20 protein-coding genes and 2 tRNA genes are annotated in these 22,942 nt (G+C 55.3%); 9 read left to right on the forward strand and 13 right to left on the reverse strand.

What is annotated here, in order from left to right; genetic code table 11:
* Positions 1 to 153: 153 nt before the first annotated feature.
* The 5 genes from ACWVX6_RS09270 to hprK form a co-directional block, all read right to left on the reverse strand.
* Positions 154 to 1,050, reverse strand: a complete 897-nt coding sequence (locus tag ACWVX6_RS09270) for a hypothetical protein (protein WP_455152977.1) — start codon at positions 1,048 to 1,050, stop codon at positions 154 to 156.
* 340 nt (positions 1,051 to 1,390) lie between these two features.
* Positions 1,391 to 2,239, reverse strand: coding sequence for a hypothetical protein (locus tag ACWVX6_RS09275; RefSeq protein WP_455152978.1), 849 nt, complete (start codon positions 2,237 to 2,239; stop codon positions 1,391 to 1,393).
* A gap of 21 nt (positions 2,240 to 2,260) precedes the next feature.
* A complete protein-coding gene (locus ACWVX6_RS09280) occupies positions 2,261 to 3,658 on the reverse strand; it encodes a stalk domain-containing protein (RefSeq protein ID WP_455152979.1) in 1,398 nt (465 codons plus the stop codon).
* 168 nt (positions 3,659 to 3,826) lie between these two features.
* The gene (locus tag ACWVX6_RS09285; protein WP_455152980.1) at positions 3,827 to 4,342 is read right to left on the reverse strand and encodes a hypothetical protein; all 516 of its coding nucleotides are present in this window, start codon (positions 4,340 to 4,342) and stop codon (positions 3,827 to 3,829) included.
* A gap of 93 nt (positions 4,343 to 4,435) precedes the next feature.
* Complete coding sequence (gene hprK, locus ACWVX6_RS09290; RefSeq protein ID WP_117492289.1) at positions 4,436 to 5,368, reverse strand: HPr(Ser) kinase/phosphatase; 933 nt, start codon at positions 5,366 to 5,368, stop codon at positions 4,436 to 4,438.
* 264 nt (positions 5,369 to 5,632) lie between these two features.
* On the opposite strand from hprK, the gene rpmB reads away from it, so the two are divergent.
* The 5 genes from rpmB to ACWVX6_RS09315 all read left to right on the forward strand — a co-directional run bounded on the left by rpmB (position 5,633) and on the right by ACWVX6_RS09315 (position 7,269).
* On the forward strand, positions 5,633 to 5,821 hold the full coding sequence (gene rpmB / locus ACWVX6_RS09295) for a 50S ribosomal protein L28 (protein WP_110436524.1): 189 nt from the start codon (positions 5,633 to 5,635) through the stop codon (positions 5,819 to 5,821).
* 91 nt (positions 5,822 to 5,912) lie between these two features.
* Positions 5,913 to 6,599, forward strand: a complete 687-nt coding sequence (locus ACWVX6_RS09300) for an AzlC family ABC transporter permease (RefSeq protein WP_455152981.1) — start codon at positions 5,913 to 5,915, stop codon at positions 6,597 to 6,599.
* Between the two features lie 2 nt (positions 6,600 to 6,601).
* A complete protein-coding gene (locus ACWVX6_RS09305; protein WP_110436522.1) occupies positions 6,602 to 6,931 on the forward strand; it encodes a branched-chain amino acid transporter permease in 330 nt (109 codons plus the stop codon).
* Positions 6,932 to 7,087: 156 nt separating this feature from the next.
* Positions 7,088 to 7,163: transfer RNA gene (locus tag ACWVX6_RS09310), tRNA-Thr, on the forward strand.
* 21 nt (positions 7,164 to 7,184) lie between these two features.
* Positions 7,185 to 7,269 (forward strand) — tRNA-Tyr (locus ACWVX6_RS09315).
* Between the two features lie 905 nt (positions 7,270 to 8,174).
* Here ACWVX6_RS09315 and ACWVX6_RS09320 read toward each other — a convergent pair.
* The 6 genes from ACWVX6_RS09320 to ilvA all read right to left on the reverse strand — a co-directional run bounded on the left by ACWVX6_RS09320 (position 8,175) and on the right by ilvA (position 16,291).
* Complete coding sequence (locus ACWVX6_RS09320) at positions 8,175 to 8,708, reverse strand: VanZ family protein (protein WP_455152982.1); 534 nt, start codon at positions 8,706 to 8,708, stop codon at positions 8,175 to 8,177.
* Positions 8,705 to 10,825 carry a hypothetical protein gene (locus ACWVX6_RS09325; protein WP_455152983.1) on the reverse strand — a complete coding sequence of 707 codons (2,121 nt, stop codon included), beginning with the start codon at positions 10,823 to 10,825 and terminating at the stop codon, positions 8,705 to 8,707. Before ACWVX6_RS09325 ends, ACWVX6_RS09320 begins: the two co-directional genes overlap by 4 nt.
* A 19-nt stretch (positions 10,826 to 10,844) precedes the next feature.
* Entirely contained in the window at positions 10,845 to 11,744 is a 900-nt protein-coding gene (locus tag ACWVX6_RS09330) for an ABC transporter ATP-binding protein (protein WP_455152984.1), read from the reverse strand.
* Positions 11,741 to 12,112: a GntR family transcriptional regulator gene (locus tag ACWVX6_RS09335; RefSeq protein WP_455152985.1), complete on the reverse strand. Its 372-nt coding sequence runs from the start codon at positions 12,110 to 12,112 to the stop codon at positions 11,741 to 11,743. Before ACWVX6_RS09335 ends, ACWVX6_RS09330 begins: the two co-directional genes overlap by 4 nt.
* Positions 12,113 to 12,417: 305 nt before the next feature.
* Complete coding sequence (locus tag ACWVX6_RS09340; RefSeq protein WP_118285330.1) at positions 12,418 to 14,769, reverse strand: phosphoketolase family protein; 2,352 nt, start codon at positions 14,767 to 14,769, stop codon at positions 12,418 to 12,420.
* Positions 14,770 to 15,079: 310 nt separating this feature from the next.
* The gene (gene ilvA, locus ACWVX6_RS09345) at positions 15,080 to 16,291 is read right to left on the reverse strand and encodes a threonine ammonia-lyase (RefSeq protein WP_455152986.1); all 1,212 of its coding nucleotides are present in this window, start codon (positions 16,289 to 16,291) and stop codon (positions 15,080 to 15,082) included.
* Positions 16,292 to 17,092: 801 nt separating this feature from the next.
* Between ilvA and ACWVX6_RS09350 the strand changes: the two genes are divergently transcribed.
* Positions 17,093 to 17,839, forward strand: coding sequence for a hypothetical protein (locus tag ACWVX6_RS09350; protein WP_455152987.1), 747 nt, complete (start codon positions 17,093 to 17,095; stop codon positions 17,837 to 17,839).
* A 2-nt stretch (positions 17,840 to 17,841) separates the two neighbouring features.
* Complete coding sequence (locus ACWVX6_RS09355) at positions 17,842 to 18,396, forward strand: FumA C-terminus/TtdB family hydratase beta subunit (protein WP_110436515.1); 555 nt, start codon at positions 17,842 to 17,844, stop codon at positions 18,394 to 18,396.
* Between the two features lie 359 nt (positions 18,397 to 18,755).
* On the opposite strand, the gene ACWVX6_RS09360 is transcribed toward ACWVX6_RS09355, so the two are convergent.
* The gene (locus ACWVX6_RS09360) at positions 18,756 to 19,001 is read right to left on the reverse strand and encodes a YlmC/YmxH family sporulation protein (protein WP_455152988.1); all 246 of its coding nucleotides are present in this window, start codon (positions 18,999 to 19,001) and stop codon (positions 18,756 to 18,758) included.
* Positions 19,002 to 19,862 carry a polysaccharide deacetylase family protein gene (locus ACWVX6_RS09365; protein ID WP_455152989.1) on the reverse strand — a complete coding sequence of 287 codons (861 nt, stop codon included), beginning with the start codon at positions 19,860 to 19,862 and terminating at the stop codon, positions 19,002 to 19,004.
* A 296-nt stretch (positions 19,863 to 20,158) separates the two neighbouring features.
* Here ACWVX6_RS09365 and rpsB point away from each other — a divergent pair, with 296 nt between their 5' ends.
* Positions 20,159 to 20,884 (forward strand): 30S ribosomal protein S2, encoded by a 726-nt coding sequence (rpsB, locus tag ACWVX6_RS09370; RefSeq protein ID WP_110436512.1) that lies wholly within the window; start codon positions 20,159 to 20,161, stop codon positions 20,882 to 20,884.
* Positions 20,885 to 21,004: 120 nt separating this feature from the next.
* Positions 21,005 to 21,937, forward strand: a complete 933-nt coding sequence (gene tsf / locus ACWVX6_RS09375; RefSeq protein WP_455152990.1) for a translation elongation factor Ts — start codon at positions 21,005 to 21,007, stop codon at positions 21,935 to 21,937.
* The last annotated feature ends 1,005 nt before the right edge of the window (positions 21,938 to 22,942 follow it).

Below are 22,942 nucleotides of genomic sequence, written 5' to 3' on the forward strand. Positions count from 1 at the left end.
TGTATAAAAAGTCAGGTACACGCCCCGACTTTTTATGAATTTGCTCCGCAAATTCTATTTTATGCGTGCTGCCGCACGAAGCGTAAAAATTAAAATAATACTTTTTTGACAGACTGAAAGAACCTGTCTTACGACAGGTTCTTTTCTTATGCTCTAAAATAAATCGAGCATATTATCCAGATAGATTTCTTCTCTCACGCGCAGCTGATACGCCGGTTTTGTCATATAATACAGCAAAAACTCGAGGATCAGCGCGCTGCCCAGTCCCCTGCCTTCAATCTTGAACTGTGAAAATCCCATCGGCAGATACGTCCGCAGAACAGCATCAACGCCGATGAACCCCGGATTTTCCATCGCCTTCGAGAACCGATAGCCGCTCTGTGCCTCCGGTGCTTTACACCGGTGCTCGCAGTCCTCGCCGAGATTTTTGCGGCTGACAACCTCGTAGCAGCGTTTGCGGTCACTGCACCCGAACCAGCAGCACTCATTGCACAAAAATTCCACCTTATCTTTGTGCACCTGCGACAAGGCGTTCCATTCGTCAAACCGCTTATTCAATCGAAAATCCGGCACGACATACCGAAATTCTTCCCTGTCCAACTCGCGCCGGAAATCATCAAAATCGGTCAGTACCTTGGTTGTGGACGACACGAGGTACAGCGCCGGATACCGCGTCCGCAGGTAGTCGGTCAGCAGCTCGGAATGCACGATTACGCCGTTTTCCACGCTGTTTACCTGCGAAAACAACTCGCATAGTGCATTGCATTTGCGGTCGGACAGGTGTTCCTCGCGCAGAAGCGAATTGCTGAATGTCAGCCGCGCGGAAACGCCGTACTCCTGTGCCAGAGCCAGCGCTTCGCGTGCGCCGCACTCACCGAAACCCGCTCGTCCGCCTCCCCAGAGGCAGTCCGCCGGTGCGCCGTAAATGGACCCAATCTCACACCAGTCGTAAAACCAGTCATGATTTGCGCGGTATAACGGCAGAAATGCGCGGTAAAACTCGTAAAATTCAAATAATCCGGGCAGATGATAGTATGCTTTGGCTGACACGGCCGCTCGCCTCCTTTGCTCCGTATAGCATACCACAAAATGCCGGAATACGCAAAAGAACCTGTCGATTGACAGGTTCTTTTGAGGCTGTCGCGAAACTACAGTTTCGCCGACAAGCAGGAACGGACCGTGGGCCGTTCCAAAGTCGTCCGAAAGTTCCTATACAGAAACTTTCTCCCTCCAGAAGTTCAAAAATGGTGATACATGCTCCCCCTTTTTGAGCATTTGCAGAGCAAATGCTATTTCATGCGCGCTACCGCGCGAAATGCTGAAAAAATGCTGACTATACGACTTTTTCGACAGACTGAAAAGAACCTGTCGATTGACAGGTTCTTTTCACTCAAACCCACGGAAATATCATGTGCACGCTGAACAAAGTTGCGGCTGCGCTCAATGCGTTGGCGCACAGCGCGTAAGCGATCGGATGAGCCGTTTCCCGCCGGGTCTGCAGCCGTTTGCGGTAAATAACGGCCTCGATGATCCAAATCACAAGCTCCAGCGGCGCAAATACCAGATACCGGTAGAACGGCATGCCGATCCACATGCAGGCCGCGGTTACGACCGTGAGCAGCAGCTGTGTGCCGATGTTGACGACGAAGAACAGCTTTGCGTTGCGCCTGTCCCAGAAGCCGAACGGCAGCAGCAGGATTCCCTCTATTAGCAGCGTCGGCAGCAGCGAGGACGCAAACTGTTTGAGATATGTCAGCAGCGGATTTCCGGTTTTTACCGTATTATCCGCAAAGTCACAGGTGAATACCTGCTGCAGCTGTGTGCGCTTCATCACCTCAGAAAAGTTTACTTTCTGTTGAGAATCATCATAAACCGCAATCCGAAACGTGTCCGGCGTGCCGAAATAGCTGAACACAAACATGTCCTTGTCCGGATGCTTGTAAAACAGCGGTGCAGGCGTGCCGTCCAGCATGGCATAGTGCCAGCCGTCCATGCGGTCGCGCTCCAGCGCATCCAGCGGCAGCGACGCACGGTCGATATGATTCCACTCGATATTGTCGATGCATTGCTCGGGTACCTCGCCCGGAATGAGCAGGTCAACATAATAATCGCCGTCCGGCGCATTCTGCACCTGAATGGTGATCTGCGGTTTCGGACCAGAATCCGCACTTGCGGAGACCGGCAGCACGGCCAGCAGGAACGCGGCTATGCAAAGGCAGGCTTTCCACTTTCGTTTCATGGCGGTCATCCTTTCTCGTATTTAGTTCTCCGTTCCACCGAGATACAGCGTATTCCCCTTCATTTCAACCTGTTCTCCGAGCAGTTCAAACAGCTTTGCCGGAACCCACGTCTTGCCATCAGCGAAATACGGCGCCGCGCCGAACGAAACCGGTGCTTCCGTGCCGTCGCCGTTCATCACCGAACGGATATAGGAATCCTCGCCGATGTTTACATGCGTCATAACCTTGCCGTTGTTCATCTTCACCTGACAGTTCTCGATATCCCACGTCACGGTGTAGCCGAGGGCTTCGCCGACCTCACGGAGCGACACCATCGCTACGCCGTTTTCCATGCGGCCTTTGTCGATCGTCTTGCCCTTGCATACGATGTCAAACGTGTTCGTCTCATCGGCTTCTCCGGTAAAGGCAGTCGGCACCCCGCCGAGATACAGCGCATCCCCGCGCATCTCAATCTGCTCGCCGAGCAGACCGAACAATTCAGCCGGAACCCACGTTCTGCTCTGCGCGATATAGGGCGCGGCGCCGAGCGCTCCCGGGCGGCTCATGCCGTCCGCGTTCGGCAGGGCAGTCGCGCGGAAATACTCATCCCGACCGATGGTCACAGTCGTCTGCACCGTGCCGTTGGTAAGGTGCACCGTGCGGTCCTTTGCGTTCCACTTGACCGTAAAGCCGCACAGCTCGGCGGTCAGGCGCAGCGGAACCATAGCCACGCCGTTCGTCATGCGGCCTTCACCGATGGCGATATCGCCCTCAATGACGATGGCGAACGTGTCGTCCTCGCGCGGCAGCAGCACGATTTTCTCTGTGGATGCCTGCGCCGGATAGGATTCCATAACCGTATCATACCATGCGAAAAACCGGGTCCCCATGCGGATATCCTCAAGTTTTGCCTTGTTTTTCGTGCCGAACGGCGTAACAGACGCATTCCGCGCAATGTTCAGCATCAGCCCGCCATCGCTTGCCTGCACGGTCAGACTGCCGTCCGCGTTCCTGCTCACCTGCTCGGCGGACAGCAGACTGGCAGGCTCGTGTTCGTCGGTCAGATTGACCAGAACTGCCTTGGCATACACCTGCGGCGGCTCGGACAGCGCCATCATTTCCCCGCAGTAGAGGTACACCTCGTCACCCTTTTTGATATCCTGTGCGTCTGCCGGCAGACCGGTCTGCGTGTCCATGATGATCGTCTGCTCCGCAATATGCACCACAACTGTCCCTGCGGTTTCGGTGCTGACCGTCAGCTCGCCGTCCTGCCTGTCGGTTACTGTGGCGCGCACGCCGTATAAATCCATCTCCGCGTGCTCGGCGGAGTCGGTCGCTGCCGCGTCCGTGTCGATCAGGTTCACCGCTCCGGCGGGAATCGCGCTCATGCCGAACAGCACCGCTGCAAGCAATGCCGCCATTCGTTTTTTCTCCATCATAATCACTACCTCCTTTTTATACCCAGTTAGACGGTCCGGAAGTGGTTTTGTTCCCGGTTTTATTTCGGTTGATTCAACAAAAAGCGTCCGCTCTGTTTAGTCGTTTTCCCTAAAAGAAAACGCAGGCAAAAGACATGACCGTCAAAGTCACGCTTTTGCCTGCGCATATTATTTATTCCGCTCCAGAGAGGCTTCGTGCGCCGTCTCCATTTTGCTCAGCAGCTCCGCCGCCGGTCCTTCCGGATAGTCGGCCCTGCAGGATTCCATCACCTGTGCAAACTCCTCCGAGCCGTCATGCCATGCGGCATCCGCCGAGGCGATCTGCCCGCAGATGAACTCTGCCGCCGGTGTGCTGTCGTCCGACGATACCGGCTGATCGCCCATCAGCACCAGATACGCCAGAACGGTGTGCGGCGATTCCAGAAAACGGCTCCGCAGCTCCTCGCACGCGCCCTCACTCGGTCCGCCATCGGACGTGAGCGTAAACGCAATCAGCCTGTCGAGCGCAACCGTGTCCGTATGCGCCATCACATACGCAGCGTCATCGCTGTTTGTATCGGTGCTGACCGCCGTCCAGTCGGTCTTCGCCAGCTCGGACGCAACCGCCTGCGCACAGGAATCCGCCGTCTGCGACACCTTTTCCCCACCGGCACCGCTGCATCCCGAAAGAAGTAACGACGCCATACATACTAATACCGCTGCTTTTTTCATAAAGATCCCCACCTTTTATTAAATTTTCAAGGCAATACCGTTTGAATTGTATTGCCTTACCTTTTATCAGTTGCCGTACTGCTTGAGCATACGCTCCTGCAGCTCCTTTGCGGCGTTGAAGCCCATCTTTTTCTGACGGTCATTCATCGCTGCAACCTCGATGATAACGGCAAGGTTGCGGCCCGGCTTTACCGGAATGGTCAGGCTCGGCACAGCGATGTCGAGGATGGAGGTCGTCTGGCTGTCCATGCCGAGGCGGTCGTACTGCTTGCCGTCCTCCCACGGCTCGAGGTTGATGACAAGCTCAACCTTTTCGGTCATCTTGATCGCGCCGACACCGAAGATACGGCGAACGTCAACAATGCCGATGCCGCGCAGCTCGATAAAGTGGCGGATAACCTCGGGCGCCGTACCGACGAGCGTCTTGTCGGATACGCGCTTGATCTCAACCGCGTCGTCTGCAATCAGACGGTGGCCGCGCTTTACCAGCTCGATCGCAGTCTCGGACTTGCCGACACCGGAGTCACCGAGCAGAAGCACGCCTTCGCCGTAGATTTCGATGAGTACGCCGTGCAGTGTAACGCGCGGTGCAAGATTGACCTTGAGGGAGGCGATGATCGCACTCATGATGGTAGAGGTAAACTCGTTGGTACGGAGGATCGGCACACCGTGCTCCTGTGCAGCCGCAAGGCACTCCGGAAATACGTCAATGTTGCGCGAGAGCAGCAGCACCGGGATGCCGGTCTCGAACAGACGGTCGAAACGGCTGCGGCGCTCCTCGCTCGACAGACCCTCTACATAGCTGGACTCAACCTTGCCCATGATCTGGATACGGTTCGGATCGAAATAATCAAAAAATCCTGCCAGCTGCAAACCGGGACGGTTTACGTCGTCCTTGGTGATTTCGGTCTTTTCAAAGCCTTCCGGACCGTAAACGACCTCAAAATTAAATTCATGGATCAGATCGCCCAAGCTGACACCGAATTCTTTTAACTGCATAAGTATAATGCTCCCTTCCGCTGTGGCAGGTATTCTATATCCTCTTTACTCTGCTGTTTTATTACTGTATAATACATAGTATAATACATAAAGTAGATATAGATGTATTATACCCTATTTTCCTGTTATTTTCAACGATTTCCGCACGGACCGCAGGAAAACTTGAAATTTTCTCTTTTTCTGAAAAAAATGCTTGCATTCATTCTATACATGTGGTAATATAATATCTGCTATGCAATGCCCGAAAGAAGGAGGTGCAGGAAAATGGCAAAGTGCGATATTTGCAATAAGGGTGTGACCTTTGGTATTCAGGTTTCCCACTCTCACCGTCGTTCCAATCGAACCTGGAAGCCGAACGTTCGTCGCGTAAAGGCTATGGTCGATGGTACTCCCCGCCATATCAACGTATGTACTCGGTGCCTCCGTTCCGGCAAGGTTACCCGCGCTATCTGATTTTAACGATCTGTGCGTTTACGTTGAAATGCCAAAGCGCTCTGTTCGCAGAGCGCTTTTCTTTTACCCTTATAGTATGTAGGTGATTTCCATGAAAAAGGCGTTTCGTCCTGCCTTTACCGCCACGATACCCGTACTGTGCGGCTATCTGTTCATCGGTTTTGCATTCGGTGTTATGCTGCGCGATATCGGCTTCGGATCGATCTGGTCCTTCTTCTGCAGCCTGAGCATCTACGCAGGCTCGGGACAGTATCTGCTTGTGTCGCTTCTGGCGGCCAGAGCGTCCCTTGTTACCGTTGCGGTGATGACGCTGCTGCTCAACTGCCGGCATATCTTCTACGGTCTGTCCTTTCTGGAGACTTTTCATGAGATGGGCCGCCGCAAGTGGTACATGATCTTCTCGCTGACCGATGAGACCTATTCCCTGCTGTGCTCGGTCAAGACGCCCGAGGGCATTGATGCAGGCGATATGCGCTTCTGGATCGCCATGCTGGATCACAGCTACTGGATCCTCGGCGGCGTGCTCGGCACGATCATCGGCGGCATACTGCCGTTTGACACCACCGGCATTGATTTTGCCATGACCTCGCTGTTCACGGTTATCTTCGTGGAGCAGTGGCAGAGCACGAAGTGCCACATCCCCGCACTGATGGGACTGGCTGCGGCAGCTGTGTCGCTCGCCATCCTCGGACCGGACAATTTCATCCTGCCCGCCATGCTCGCAATCTGCGTCATGCTGGTCGCTATGCGCAGCCGTCTGGCAAAGGAGGTCGCCTGATTATGACAACTGTTTATGCTATCGCCATGATCGCCGTGGCAGCCGTCTGCACGTTTGCAACGCGCGTCGCGCCGTTCCTGCTGTTCAACGGCTCCAAGCCCATCCCGCCCATCATCCGCTATCTCGGCTCTACCCTGCCGCCCGCAGTCATCGCGCTGCTGGTCGTGTACTGCCTGAAAAACGTCGGCTGGGTGACGGGTACACATGGTATTCCCGAACTGCTGTGCATTGCCATCACGGCGCTGCTGCACATCTGGAAGCATAATAACCTGCTGTCCATCGGCGTCGGCACGGTGCTTTATATGGTGCTGGTGCAAAATGTGTTCGTTTAATTAGTACGCAGGGGCGGACCGGTGTGTCCGCCCTTTTCTTAATAGCGGTGCACATGGTTTTACAATTCTTTTCGATAACTTTGCAAAAAGCTGTTGACAATCCGCGCTCCGCATGCTATTATATATAAGTCGCTGAGACAGACGGCTTGACAAAACGCTGGTGTAGCTCAGTTGGTAGAGCAGCTGATTTGTAATCAGCAGGTCGGGGGTTCAAGTCCGTCCACCAGCTCCAATCAAGCTGGTAATCGAATATGGAAGGTTTCCCGAGTGGCCAAAGGGAACAGACTGTAAATCTGTCGTCTATGACTTCGGTGGTTCGAATCCACCACCTTCCACCAAAACAGAAGGACATTCCAAAAGGAATGTCCTTTTTCTGTTTTGGCGGAAGGTGGTTGTGGATTCGAAAGCCGACTCTTAGAAACGTGCCGGTGGCACGTTTCAACCGGCGTGGCTTTGCCGCAGCAAAGCGAATCCACCACCGGACGGGTCGGCACGCGTGTGGCAGTAAGACGATGGAACTGCACCAGCCAATCCCGGCAGGCACACGCCCGATCCGAAGGAACGCCAAGTCAGCACACACCCGATTCGAAGGGAAGAACAGGTTGTTCGACAATGAAATTCACCTGAGCAAAGAAACAAGTCATCGTAGGGCGGGCTGCCCTCAGCCCGCCCTTTGCAGCGATGTGCAGATGGTTTACACGGCGGGGCGCACAGCGTGCGCCCGCATACCAATCAACGACAACGTGCAATTTGGGCAAACACTGTTCGCCCTACGGGATATATGGTGCAAAAACCATGTCTCTCAACAAACAAGCGCTCCGGTTTCATCACTTGACAAAACCGAAGCGCCCGTTTATAATTACTGATATGAGAACGGCTTTCACGTGTCGGGTGCGGTCGTTCCCCTATAAGTTTTCAGCTTGAGGAAAACGCCGCTGCCTTTTTAGGTGGCGGTTATTTCTTGAGGTTCAAGATACCGAAGACAACCGTCGCAAGCAGCATCAGAAGCGTAAGTACTTCCATTGTTGTCATGCGCGTCACCCCCTTATTCCGGGGGAATAACCTCGCCGTTCCATATCAGCACAATCATTATATCACACCCTGTCGAACCCCGTCAATCCAACGCCAATACCGGCGTTTTTTTATTTTTACGAACAATTTTACCCATTAACACCAAAACAGGCACACCTCTCGGTGTGCCTGTTTTCCATATATTACTCTCTATCCTGCGACCCGCTGTCTCCTACCACAGAATCAGCAGATCGGATATTGTACTTGCCGCGATGATGACGATCCAGCAGACAAGCGGTGCTGCCCACTCTGCCCTTCCCTCACCTGTCGGCTCGAGCTTGGGACACGCTCTCATCAGCAGCCTTGCCGCCACGAAGCCGAGCGCGCCGCCGAGCGTATTGAGCAGCAGATCATCCACCGAGGTGACGCCGCCCGCCACAAGCTGTATCAGCTCGATGCTGAGCGACGTGCCGAAGCACCACCATATCGTCCGGCCTGCCCGCTCGAACCACCGCCAGAACAGCGGCAGGAACAGCCCGAGCGGAAACAGCAGCGCGATATTTCCGGCAATGTTCACGAACGGACCCAGACCGGGCGCCTCCGGAGATTTTACCACGGAAATCATATCCGCGAACGGAATCAGCTCCAGCCTTGGCTGCGGCAGATGACCAACGAGCAGCTGCGCCAGCGAAGGACCGGTAAACAGTCCCACGCCTGCAAGGTACACCAGCAAAAGCAGCGTGCCGATGCTACCGCGCTTTCTCATCCGACGGCCACTTTCGTCGTATAGGCAACATCACCGTCCTGTGCAGACTCGACGCCGTTTTCCGCGTCCTTCTCCGCCTGTGCACGGTATTTCTCGATGATATCCTTCGGATAATCCTCTTCGGTGTAGCCTGCGCTTGCGTTCCACTCATCGCCCTTTTCGTCCGTGTAGGTCACGGATACGTTGCTGCGGGCAAACTGCTGCATAATGCCATACGCCATCGCATCGCTGCCGTACAGATTCATTGCGTCAATGTTGACCGCATTCTTGAGCAGCGCGTCGATGTCTGCTCTGTCGGTCACCTGCACGCCCTGCCAGATGTCTTCATCCGGCAGATAGATGCTCAGTGTAATCAGCTTTACGTTTTTCGCGCTGATGGCCTTGGGAACGATATTGGCGTACTTTTTGATGAGCGCAAGCGTCTTTACGTCCTTGTCGGTCACGCATACGGCACCCTCGCTGTAATAATCGTCGTTGTTCTGCTGCGAGAATTCCATGCGCAGCACCGGCATAGCATCACCGGTGTGGGTCAGCGTCTCTGCCTTGAGCGTGTCAATGATCTCCTGTGCCTTCTGCGAGTCGCTGAGTGTGCCGACGCCGTTGTAGCCGTCACCGTTGGTGTAAAAAACAATGTTGCGGTGATAACCCTCGTTGACCTCGCCGAGCGCAAACAGCGACCACGTCTTCTGCTTGTACTCTGCGGACTGGTAAATCTGCTTTTTGAGCGTGAACACTTCGTCTGTGCCCGGCAGCTCATACGAACGGCTCTTCACCTTGCCGTTCTTCAGCTTGAAGGTGACGGTGATGCACTCCTTCTGTGCATTTTCATCCGTATTATTCAGGCTTTCCACGCCGAGCGCCGCCAGCTGCCGCGCTGCCGCGATGTTTTCCGGCTCACTGAGCAGTGCCGATTCACCGACGTAACCCATCGGCGCTGCCGCTGCAATGCTGCCCTCATCCGGCAGCCACTTGTCGTAGCCGAACACATCCGCCTGCATGGTCAGCAGACCCGCACACAGCACTGCAAGGATGATAACCAGCTGCAGCGGCTTGCGGAAGATGGCGCGGAAGTCGAACGCGTAAATGATCTCCACCACGCAGTGGAAAATGACCGTGCCGAGTACCAGACCGACCCAGAACCACAGCTCGGATTCGTAGACCAGCATTTTGAAAATCTCAGCGAACGCCGTACCCATAACCACGCAGATAATAATCTTGACGGGCAGCTTGATCGGGTTGAATGCCAGTGCCGTGCCCGCCCGCTCACTCTTTCGGATGCGGAACAGGAACAGTGCCAGTGCGGTGATAACGATCGCCGCAACCGCATAGCCGATCAGCAGACCGATAGCACTCGACTCCTGCAGCCCGGCGGAGTAATCCATCGCACAGATAGGCTCCACTGCCCAGCTATGCATTTTCGTGCCGTTTACGCCGAAATACTGAATCAGCGGTGCAAATTTGTTGTAGAACAGCAGCGAAGCCATGGATGCATCCGTCACATAGGTCTGGAAGAACATGCTCTTGAGACCCTGCCACAGTGCGGTTACGAGTGTCGGTCCGAAGTACACCCACAGACCGAGCAGCAGCGTGATGACCGTGTTGCCGCACAGGATGGTCGTAACAGCCGCCATCGCGTACAGCAGGAAGAAGAAAATGATGTTGGACGCGATCACGCCGATGAGCGATGTGTTGACCACCTCACCGAAGCCCATCGCACATGCACTGACAATGCTCAGCGCATGCAGCACGAGGTACGGCACCAGCGCACACAGCGCACCGGTCGCGTAGTCCACCGCGAACAGGCGGCTGCGCGAAATCGGCAGGCTGTGATAGAAATCCACCTTGCGGCGATTGTGCAGGTACGCGAACATGCTCACACCGCAGGTGACCGCCAGAATGATGACGGCCAGCTTGACAAACACATTCTGTCCGCCGAGCATCTCACCGACGCTCTCCACATAGCCTTGCCAGCTTGCCGCGGCATCGGCCGCACTCAGATTGGCCAGATCCTGCTTATGCGCCGACAGGCTGTGCTGCGCCGTCATAATCACCGGCAGCAGCTGCGCCATAAAGAATCCCACCGTGGACAGCACGATGGCCCACAGATTGCGTTTCATGCAATCCCGCACGAGACCCTTAGAACAGGAGTTTCTTGACATCATAGCCTGCCACCTCCGTTTCATTGATAAAGATTTCCTCCAGCGTCAGCGGGAGCAGCTCGCAGAAGGTCGGGTTCAGCGCGTTCACCCTGGCGAGCAGCTCTTCCCGGCTGCCGCGCGCCGTAATAGTGTACAGCGAGCCGCGCTGCTCCTTGTGCAGAATGTCAAAGCCTTCCCACGCGGAATCCGGCAGCGGATTCGGGAAAATGCACTGCATTTTGTACATACCGAGCTTCATATCGTCCAGATCGCGCGAGAACAGGATGCCGCCGCGATGCAGCAAACCGACGTGGTCGCAGATGTCCTCCAGCTCACGCAGGTTATGCGAGGCGATGATAGGCGTCAGACCTCTGTCCGCTACATCCTCGGCAAACAGGCTCTTTACCGTCTGGCGAACGACCGGGTCGAGACCATCGAACGTCTCATCGCAGAATAAGTAGTCCGTGCCGCTGCATACGCCGCAGATGACCGAAACCTGCTTTTTCATGCCCTTGGAGAACGTCCGCAGCTTGCGGTTTTCGTCCAGACCGAAGCCGTTCATCAGCTTGCGGTAGCGCGCTTCATCGAATTTGCTGTAAAAGCGCTTGTAGTAGTTTTTCATTTCCTTCGGGGTGCTGTTCGGGAAAAAGAACTGCTCATCCGAGATGAAGAAAAACCGTTCCTTCATCGCAATGTTCTCGAAAATGTCCTCTCCGTCGATCTGCACCGTGCCCTCATCCGGCTGCAGGATGCCTGCCAGCATGCGCAGAAACGTGGACTTGCCCGCGCCGTTCGAGCCGATAAGCCCGTAGACCGAGCCGTCCTTCACTTCCGCGCAGATGTGATCGACTGCCGTGATGTCCTCAAACCGCTTGGTTGCGTTGGTTGCCGTAATCATGTTCCGCTCTCTCCTTTCCTCTCTACCCAGCCGCGCAGCTGCTCCTCGGTCGCTCCGAGCGAGCGCGCCTGACCGGCCAGTGCGGTAATCTGCTCACCCAGTTCGTCAAGCCTCTGGGAACGCAGCGCCGCTGCATTGTCCGATATAAAATTTCCCCGTCCTTTTGCGGCGTAGATCACACCGCGGCGTTCCAACTCTCCGTAAGCGCGCTGTATTGTGTTCGGGTTGATCGACAGTTCCATCGCAAGCTGCCGTACACTGGGCAGCTGGGTGTCCGCCGGCAGTGCCCCACGCAGAGCCAGTCCCTCAATGCCGTCCACCACCTGTTCATAGATGGGTCGGGCATCCCGATAGTCGATTTTAATCACCTGACGCGCCTCCTTTCCTTTTGTTGATTTGAGAGTGTATCAACTGTACTGTGTGTTTTAGTACAGTTAGAATATAACATGAACCAGACGGTATGTCAAGCATAATTTGTAGTTAGGCGTTAACGTGATAGATGGCCTTACCGTAGGGTGCGCCGAGGTCGTGCTCCAGGGCACCCTACAATTATATTCCTGCCATCCGAAAACTTTCCGAACTTTTTTGCATTCGTGCAAAAGAAAAAGGGCGCACAATGTGCGCCCTGCGGAGAACCATCCCTTCACGGTCATTCTCCATTTTCAATTCTCCATTATTTCCATTTCCACTCGCGGACTTCCGGCATATCCTCACCGTACTCGTTGATATACTGCTGATGCTGCACCAGCTTATCGCTCATCTTCTGGTAGAGGTACGCGCCGCGGTTGCCCAGCTGCGGCAGGCGCAGCAGAACGTCCTTGACGAGGTGGAAGCGGTCGATATCATTCTGCACGCGCATATCGAACGGCGTGGTGATGGTGCCCTCCTCCCTGTAGCCGCGAACGTGCAGGTTGCGGTTATGACGGCGGTAGGTCAGCTCATGAACGAGCGTCGGGTAGCCGTGGAAGGCGAAGATGATCGGCTTATCCTTGGTGAACAGCATGTCGTATTCTGCATCGGACAGGCCGTGCGGATGCTCCCGCTCGGGCTGCAGCTTCATCAGGTCAACCACGTTGACAACGCGAACCTTGAGTTCGGGCAGCTCTTCCCGCAGGATGGACACGGCAGCCAGCGTTTCGAGCGTCGGCGTCTCGCCGCAGCACGCCATAACAACGTCCGGCTCTGCGCCCTGATCGTTGGACGCCCACTCCCAGATGCCGATGCCCTGGGTGCAGTGCTGCACAGCCTGCTCCATGGTCAGCCACTGCGGACGCGGATGCTTGGAAGCCACGATGACGTTGACATAGTTGCGGCTCTTGATGCAGTGATCGAAGCAGCTGAGCAGGCAGTTTGCATCGGGCGGCAGGTACAGACGGACAACATCCGCCTTTTTGTTGGCGATGTGGTCAAGGAAGCCCGGGTCCTGATGGGTAAATCCGTTGTGGTCCTGCTGCCATACGTTGGAAGCCAGAATCAGGTTGAGCGACGCGATCGGCTGACGCCACGGCAGGCCGTTGCAGACCTTGAGCCACTTGGCGTGCTGTGCCGCCATCGAGTCGATAATGCGGATGAATGCCTCATAGCTTGCGAAAAAGCCGTGACGGCCGGTCAGCAGATAGCCCTCGAGCCAGCCCTCGCACATGTGCTCGGACAGCATACCGTCCATCACGCGGCCGCTTGCGGACAGAAATTCGTCGGTGTCCAGACGCTCGGCGTTCCACTCGCGGTCGGTGACCTCGAAGATGTGGCTCAGGCGGTTGGACATGGTCTCGTCCGGGCCAAATACGCGGAAGTTGCGGCTGTCCATGTTCAGCTTGATGACATCGCGGACATAAGCGCCAAGCTCGATCATATCCTGACCCTCGACCGCACCCGGAGCCGGAACATTCAATCCGTAATCGCGGAAATCCGGCAGGCGCAGCTGGTGCATGAGCAGACCGCCGTTGGCGTGCGGGTTTGCGCCGATGCGGTGCTCGCCGGTCGGCGCCAGCGCCTTGAGTTCAGGAATCAGCTTGCCGTTTTCGTCGAACAGCTCCTCCGGATGGTAGCTGCGCAGCCACTGCTCGAGCATGGGCAGGTGCTCCGGGCTGTCCATCATCAGCGGCACCTGATGCGCGCGGAAGCTGCCCTCGATCTGCTTGCCGTCCACGTTCTTCGGGCCGGTCCAGCCCTTCGGGGTGCGCAGCACGATCATCGGGTAGATCGGACGGGTCGTGTCGCCGGTCTCGCGCGCATGCTTGCGGATGGCGAGGATTTCCTCGGTTACGGTGTCGAGCGTGTCCGCCAGTGCGCGGTGTACCTTCATCGGCTCATCGCCCTCGACGAAATACGGCTTCCAGCCGCAGCCCTCGAGCATTTTTCGCAGTTCCTCCTCCGGAATGCGCGAAAGCAGGGTCGGGTTGGAGATTTTGTAGCCGTTCAGGTGCAGGATCGGCAGAACAACGCCGTCCGTCACCGGATTGAGGAACTTGTTGCCGTGCCACGAGGTTGCCAGCGGGCCGGTCTCCGCCTCGCCGTCACCGACAACTACGGTTGCAATCAGATCGGGGTTATCCAGCACCGCACCAAAGCCGTGCGCCAGAGAATACCCCAGTTCACCGCCCTCGTGGATGGAGCCCGGGGTCTCCGGGGCAACGTGGCTGGCAATGCCGCCCGGGAACGAGAACTGCTTGAACAGGCGCTTCATGCCCTCGGTGTCCTCGCTGATGTTCGGGTAAACCTCGCTGTAGGTGCCCTCGAGATAGGTGTTCGCCACAAAGAAGTTGCCGCCGTGACCCGGGCCGGACAGCAGGATCATATCCAGATTATACTGCTTGATGATACGGTTCAGGTGAACGTAAATCAGGTTCTGACCGGGCACCGTGCCCCAGTGGCCGACGATCTTCTTCTTGATATGCTCGGGCTTCAGCGGCTCCTTCAGGAGCGGGTTGTCGAGCAGGTAAAGCTGACCGGCTGCAAGATAATTTGCCGCCCGCCAGTATGCGTCCATTTTGTTCAGCATTTCGTCGTTGATGTGTGCTGCCATAGCGTAATGCTTCCTTTCTGCGATTGACTGTATGCGTGGTTTTATTATTCTATCCGTTTTAAGGCAAATAATGCGATAAAACGTCCACCTGTTTTTTCATTCCTTATCACGCTGAGATAATAGCACATCGTTATTTATTTGTCAATATAATATCTTGCCATGAGAGCAGAGCGTTATACAAGGCAGGTGTAATTGAAAATTGAAAATGAATGTGATGATTTACGTTCATTTTCAATTCTCCATTCTTCCGAAAAAAAGAACAGCGCCCCGCTCTATCCAAGCGGAACGCTGTAATTTCATTGCATTTTTATCAAATCTGCGAAGTAAACACCTTATAGCCATCATCGGTGAGGGTGTCGATCAGGCGCTTGGCGTGGTCAACGCCGCCAACCTCACAGACGACATGGATAATCGCCTCGCCGATCTCGAGGTCCGTCTGTACGCGGTCATGCTGGAACAGGATGATATTGGCATTCTGCTGTGCAACGATGTGCGAGAAATGCTCGAGTGCGCCCGGTGCATCCGGCATGAGCACGGAGAACTTCAGCTGACGGCAGCGGGTAATCAGGCCCTTTTCCACAATCTTGTGAATAAAGGATACGTCGATATTGCCGCCGGACAGCACGCATACGACCTTTTTGCCCTTTACATCCACCTTGTTGTTGAGCACAGCCGCGAGCGGAGCCGCACCCGAGGTCTCAACGACCTGCTTGCAGCGCTCGAGCAGCAGCAGAACAGCGGAAGCGATCTCGTCATCGGAAACCGTGACAACGCGGTCCACATACTTCTTGATATACTCAAAGGTCTTTTCGCCCGGGGTCTTTACGGCAATACCGTCAGCGATGGTGTGCACGGTATCGGACGGAATGCGCTCACCGGTGCGGAACGAATTTGCGATCGCCGGTGCGCCCTCAGCCTGTACGCCGATGATCTGGATGCGCGGGTTGATCTGCTTTGCGCAGGCAGCCACGCCGGAGATCAGTCCGCCGCCGCCGGCCGGAACGAAGATCATGTCAACACCCGGCAGGTCGCGCAGGATTTCCAGCGCGATGGTGCCCTGACCCGCCATAACATCCTCATCGTCAAACGGGTGGATGAACTCTGCGCCGGTCTCCTCGCAGATCTCGCATGCCTTGGCATAGGCTTCATCGTAAATGTTGCCCGCCAGAACAACCTCGGCACCGTAGCCCTGGGTTGCGGAAACCTTGGCGATCGGCGCGGAACGCGGCATAACGATGGTGGACTTTACACCGGCAGCGGTTGCCGCAAAGGCAACGCCCTGTGCATGGTTGCCCGCAGAGGATGCAACAACAGCGTGCAGGTCGCCCTCCGCGAAGCGCTTCATAATCTTATTGTAAGCACCGCGCACCTTAAAGGAACCGGTCTTCTGCTGATTTTCGTACTTCAGATAAACCTCTGCGCCGGTCATGGCGGAGAAGGTGCAGGACGTAGACAGCGGAATGTTGTGGATGACGTTTTTCAGTCGGTCCGCAGCTGCCTCGAAATCTTTTAATTCTAACATTGAGCATCTTCCTCGTTTTTGCAAGATAGATTTATAATATCACTTTCCATTTTTGATTGCAAGATATTCGGGCACATTACCTTACATTATTATGTCATTCTGTTCAATATGTACAAAGAGATTGCATTTCCCGCACGTTTGTGTGCATTGCGGAAATGGCCGCATCGTGCAATTATATTGAATAGGTATCCCGTAGGGTGCGGCAAGATGAATTGCGGCGTAGCCGCAAGAGAAGGTGCCCTGGGGTACGACCTCGGCGCACCGAATGTCGCCCACATGCACGCGCGTAACCGTAGGGGCGAACATTGTTCGCCCTAAATACGTTTGATATGGCGCTGCGTGGGAGCACAATGTGCTCCCCTACGGGATAACCCGTACAGATCGGTTAGATACGGTGCGCCGAGGTCGTCGCACCCTACGATAAAATGTACGATAAAATGTGTGTATGTCACCACAGATTTTATCGATTGGTAACATGTATATTGTAGGGCGGGATGACCCCATCCCGCCGTTTCCCCAATAAACCGCCGATTATATGGGTGATGGTTGGAATACGATTTATATTTACGCGGTATCCGTTGATGAAAACATGACGATTATCGTTATACGGCATACGGCGGGATGAGGTCAGAAGGTGAATTGTCCGCAAGGGCCAGAGAAGCCGCTCCGGCATGCCCCGCCCTGCGGAACCGGTTGAACGATGCGTTAATTTTCCATTTTCCATTTTCAATTCTCAATTTTGTTGCCATTTCTACATGAATTTGTTATACTGTAAATTAGATTATTGTGGGAGGAACTGCAATGGACGAGCAAACCCGTGGATTCCGCAGTGCGGTATTCGGCGGCTTTAACCGCGAGGACGTACTGCATTACATAGAAGAAACCGATACAAAATACTACACCGAGACCGCCGAGCTGCGCTCTCAGCTGACCGAGGCTCAGTCCGCGATGAACGAGCTGCGCACGCAGAACGAGGCGCTTACCGCGAAGAACGCCGAGCTGCTCGAGCGGCTGGGCGAAATGACGCTGGATACCGATAAAATCCGCGCACAGCTTGACCAGATCGAAAGCGGTTTTTCCCTGCAAGCGACCGAGATCGAGGCGCAGAACGCCCGCGCGGCGCAGCTTGCGGCGGAAAACGACCGGCTGACCTCGGAGAACGCCAAGCTGTCAGCCAAATGTGGCGAATACGATGCGACCAGAGAGAAGATCGCTGAGATGGAGCTTTCCGCGTACCGGCGCGCCAAGCAGATCGAGGAGGATGCCAAGGTAGAGCTGCAGAAGCTGCGCCGCAAGTCGATGGAGACCATCGAGCAGGTGCGCCGCCAGCTGGATGCCACCAAGGAGAACTACCGCACCGTGCTGGCACGCAACCAGCAGGAATCTGCCGAGATGGCCCGCAAGGCCGGTGAAGTGCTCGGCGAAATTGACAAGATCAGCGCATCGCTCGGCAAAAAGGACGGCGAGGCGCCCCATCCCGAGCCGGACAAGACAAAAAACGGACTGCGTGAGGTTCTGAACAATCTGCGCCCGAAAACGGAGGAATAAGCATGGCACACTACGATTTGAAAACCGAACAGCTCAAGGAAATGGCGCCGAAGCTGCGCGCGGGCGACACCGTAACGCTGACCGGCACGGTCTACACCGCGCGCGACGCCGCACACAAGAAGATCGTTGCCGCGATGGACGCAGGCGACAAGCTGCCGTTCGACCTCGACGGCGCGGCGATCTACTACGCCGGCCCGACCCCCGCAAAGCCGGGTCAGGTCATCGGCTCGGTCGGCCCGACCACCTCCGGCCGTATGGACCCGTTCGCACCGCGTCTGCTCGATGCAGGTCTTGCCTGCATGATCGGCAAGGGCGTGCGGGGGCAGGGCGTGCAGGACGCAATGGAGCGCAACGGCGCGGTCTATATGGTAGCCATCGGCGGCGCAGGCGCGGCGAAGGCGGCATCCATTAAGAACGTCGAGGTCATCGCGTATGACGAGCTGGGCTGCGAATCGGTCAAGCGCCTCACCGTGGAGAATTTCTCCGCCATCGTCTCGCAGGATTCGGTCGGCGGCAACCTCTACACCGAGGGCGTTGCGAAGTATAAAAAGGATTGAGCCAAAAGGCGGACGGTTGTCCGCCTTTTTTGTTTTCCTGTGCAAGGCAGGAGTTAGGAGGTAGGAGTGAGGAGTTTTCCTTGTGATTTACCTATACCGTAGGGCGGGCTGCCCTCAGCCCGCCGTGCAACTAATCGGCTCACGCATAACCGTAGGGGCGACCAGTGGTCGCCCGCAGCGCGACCGGAGCCTGCGCAAGGAGCGGCCACGCACCCGTTTAACCATAGCGCGGGAGGCCAATGGCCTCCCCTACGAGGTAGACGTTGCAGATGAATTTACATGCGGTGCGCCGAGGTCGTCGCACCCTACGGAAAACGTTTATCATCACCCACTCCTACCTCCTAACTCCTACCTCCTCCCTATTTTGGTCTGTACCTGACCAGAATATAGTCCTCTCCCAAGGTTTCAATGCACCCCCACGGAATAACGCAGTCATTCTTGGAGAACAGCCCTGCAATGCCGCTTTGCGCGGGCACGACAAGTGCGGTAATCTGTCCGCAGACCGGATCAAACAGCAGATCGCTCACCTCGCCCATCCGTGCTCCGTCGCACAGATTGATCACCTCACGACAGTGCAGCTCAGAAAATCGCATAGCATTCTGCATTTAATCCTCTCCTAACGCGCGGTGCAGGAAGCTTTCCGTGCTCTGCCCTGCCGGACGGTTAAACCGCCCCAGCTCAAACAGGCAGTCCGGGTTGCGTGTAACGGTATTGACGCGCTCCTCGCACCCGAGCGTACACCGGAAGCCCATGCTTTTGAGCAGCGTTTCGCTCTCCTTCGAGCACGCGCCGAACGGGTAGGTATAGCAGGTCGGCGCGGGCAATCCGGCGTCCGTGATAAGCGTCTGCGTCTGCTCGGTGTCCTCGCGGAGCAGGGTCTCATAGCGCGTTTCGTCCTCGCCTCTCCGGCGCAGACAGCCGCGGCGTTCGCCGTACTCGTGCAGGTTCCACGAGTGATTCTGCACCTCAAACACATCCTGCATTTCGCGCAGGCGGTCAAGCCGCAAATGCGACCAGTAGGCGTTTTCCTCTCCGTTGTCGGTAAAAAGCGCGGTCTGGCTGCCGATGATGGACACAACCGCCTTCATTCCGCGCTGTTTGAGCAGCGGATAGGCGTAAATGTAGTTGTTGTAGTAGCCGTCATCGAAGGTGATCATCACCGGCTTTTCCGGCAGGTCTGCGCCGTCCTGCACATACGCCAGCAGATCGCTTACCGTTACGGCGGTATACCCCTTCGCCTGCAGGGCGTCCAGATCGGCCGCCAAAACCGTCGGTGAGATGACATATTTGCCCTGCCGTGCGCTGTCCCTCAGAATGCTGTGATACATTAGAATCGGCACGCGCACGCTGTCCTCCCCGAATACCGGCTGCACCGTGTCGGCACGCTCAAGCAGTCCGAGCGCAAAGCATAAAACCAAAACCGTGCATACCGCCTGAAACGCGGTGTGACGAAAACCCAATCGCAAAGAAATCCCCTCCTGTCATAATTTATGCAGCGAAAAAAGATTTCAGCACCCTGCGGTATGCATTTCATGCACTGCCACCCCCGGGGAAACGCCGTAAATCGTATCGTTCATTCTGCATTCTCCATTTTCCATCCTCAATTTTCAACTTTCCTCTTGACATCCCCCTCCCATTGGTGTAAACTATCATAGCATGAATTCACACATCCCGTGATGAAAGCGGTCGGTGATGGGACGCTCGTTCTGTTGCCGCTGTCAGATGATCAGGGATGGAGGAAAAACCAAGGAGGAAAAACAAAATGGCAGTAATTTCTATGAAGCAGCTGCTGGAGGCCGGCGTACACTTCGGCCATCAGACCCGTCGTTGGAACCCGAAAATGGCTACCTACATCTTCACCGAGCGCAATGGTATCTACATCATTGACCTCCAGAAGACTGTAAAGAAGCTCGAGGAAGCATACTTCTTCGTACGCGATATGGCAGCTTCCGGCAAGTCCATCCTGTTTGTCGGCACCAAGAAGCAGGCACAGGACGCAATCAAGGAAGAGGCTGAGCGCTGCGGTCAGTTCTACGTTAACGCACGTTGGCTGGGCGGCATGCTGACCAACTTCAAGACCATGCGTACCCGCATCGCTCGTCTGAACCAGCTGCAGAAGATGCAGGCTGACGGCACCTTCGATCTGCTCCCGAAGAAGGAAGTTATCAAGCTCCAGCTCGAGATCGCTAAGCTCGAGAAGTACCTCGGCGGCGTTAAGGAAATGAAGGAGCTTCCGGGCGCTCTGTTCGTAGTTGACTCCCGCAAGGAGAAGAACGCGATCGCAGAAGCACGCAAGCTGGGCATTCCGATCGTTGCAATCGTTGATACCAACTGCGATCCGGACGAGATCGACTACGTTATCCCGGGCAACGACGACGCTATCCGTGCTATCAAGCTGATCTCCCAGACCATGGCTAACGCTGTTCTGGAAGGCAAGCAGGGCGAGCAGCTCGAGGTTGAGGCTAAGGCTGACGCAAAGGCTGAGTAATTCATAACTCAATATAACATTCAGTGAGTTGTTCGTAGGGCGCGACGACCCGGCGCGCCGGTGTTCGTTGTGCCCTACGTTTTTTTTCATCGTAAAATCATAAATTGGAGGAATAATAAAATGGCTTTTACCGCTGCTGACGTAAAGAAGCTCCGCGAAATGACCAGCGTAGGCATGATGGACTGCAAGAAGGCACTGACCGAGGCCGACGGCGACTTCGACAAGGCTATCGAGCTGCTCCGTGAGAAGGGCCTGGCTAAGGCTGCCAAGAAGGCAGACCGCATCGCTGCTGAGGGTCTGGTCAAGGCTACCGTATGTGATGAGTGCGGCGTAGGCGCAATCATCGAGGTAAACTCCGAGACCGACTTCGTTGCTAAGAACGCTGACTTCCAGCAGTTCGTTTCCGACGTTGCTAACGTTGTTATCAAGGACGCTCCGGCTGACGTTGAGGCTCTCAAGGCTTGCAAGATGGGCGAAGGCACCGTTCAGGACGCTCTGCAGGAGAAGGTTCTGACCATCGGTGAGAACCTGCAGATCCGTCGTTTCGAGCGTTTCGACAACTCCACCGTTAACGTTGCTTACAACCACATGGGCGGCGTAATCGGTGTTCTGGTTGGTCTGGAAGTTTCCGAGGATCTGAAGGACAACGCTGCTGTTAAGGAGCTGGGCAAGGACATCGGCATGCAGGCTGCTGCTATGAACCCGTCCTTCCTGGACAAGTCCGACGTTGACGAGGCTACTCTGGCTAAGGAGAAGGAGATCCTCCTGATCCAGGCTCTCGAGGAGAACAAGACCGCTGCTAAGCCGAAGCCGGAGCAGATCATCCACAAGATGGTAGACGGCCGTATCGGCAAGTACTACGAGGAGAACTGCCTCCTGCAGCAGGCTTTCGTTAAGGAGAACAAGGTTTCCGTTGAGGCTCACATCAAGGCTGTTGCCAAGGAGCTGGGCGGCGAGATCAAGCTCGTAAAGTGCGTTCGTTTCGAGAAGGGCGAGGGCATCGAGAAGAAGGTTGACGACTTCGCAGCAGAAGTTGCTTCCATGGCTAAGTAATCTCGTTACCAAAACGATAGATCAAGGACTTCCGGTTTTACCGGAGGTCCTTTTTATTTGCAGAAAGCAATTTAGAAAATCTCTTTTCGTCAGTCAGGGTCAGGTCAGTCAGAATCATTCTCCATTCTCAATTTTGTTTCTGCTCTGCTGTTCTCTGCTATGCTCTGCTCTACTCTCCTCTCCTCTTCTGTTCTGTCCTCTGCTCTTCTCTGCTCTGTGGATTTTCCGGACGAGAAATGCCGTTTTCCGGACGAGAAATCGCGTTTTCCGGGCGAGAAAAAACGACGGGCATGGGAATAAACCCTGTTGCTGCGGAATGGCAGGGCTGTGGCGCGGTTTTTCGTTCTCATCCATACCGCGGATTGTGCGGAAAATTGACCACGAATGGTCAACTCCGGGAATATTTTTCGGTGTGCATAAGCTATTCCGTAGGGTGTGCCACGGTGAATTGCGGCAAATCCGCAAGAGAAGGTGCCCTGAGGTACGACCTCGGCACACCATTTGTAAATTCATCTGCACCGGCTGAACCGTAGGGGCGAACATTGTTCGCCCACATCCCGTATGATTTTGCGCTGCCCTGGCGCATACTGTGCGCCCCTACGAGGTAACATCGCAAACGACAATAAATCGTTCCAAATAGCCTGTGCAGGTTGATTTCGCTATCGAACGAGCGCTCTTTCCTTCGAATTAGGCGCGTGCCTGTTTTGCATTCCTTCGTATATGGCGCGTGCCTAACTTGAGCGTCTGGTGCAGTCCCCTAACCGCACTGCCACACGCGTGCCGACCCGTCCGGTGGTGGATTCGCTTTGCTGCGGTAAAGCCACGGTGGTTGAAACAGCCCACTGGGCTGTTTCTAAGAGCCACCTTTCGAATCCACAACCACCTTCCACCAAAACAGAAAAAGGACATTCCTTTTGGAATGTCCTTCTGTTTTGGTGGAAGGTGGTGGATTCGAACCACCGAAGTCATAGACGACAGATTTACAGTCTGTTCCCTTTGGCCACT

The organism is Butyricicoccus sp. (assembly GCF_977037065.1).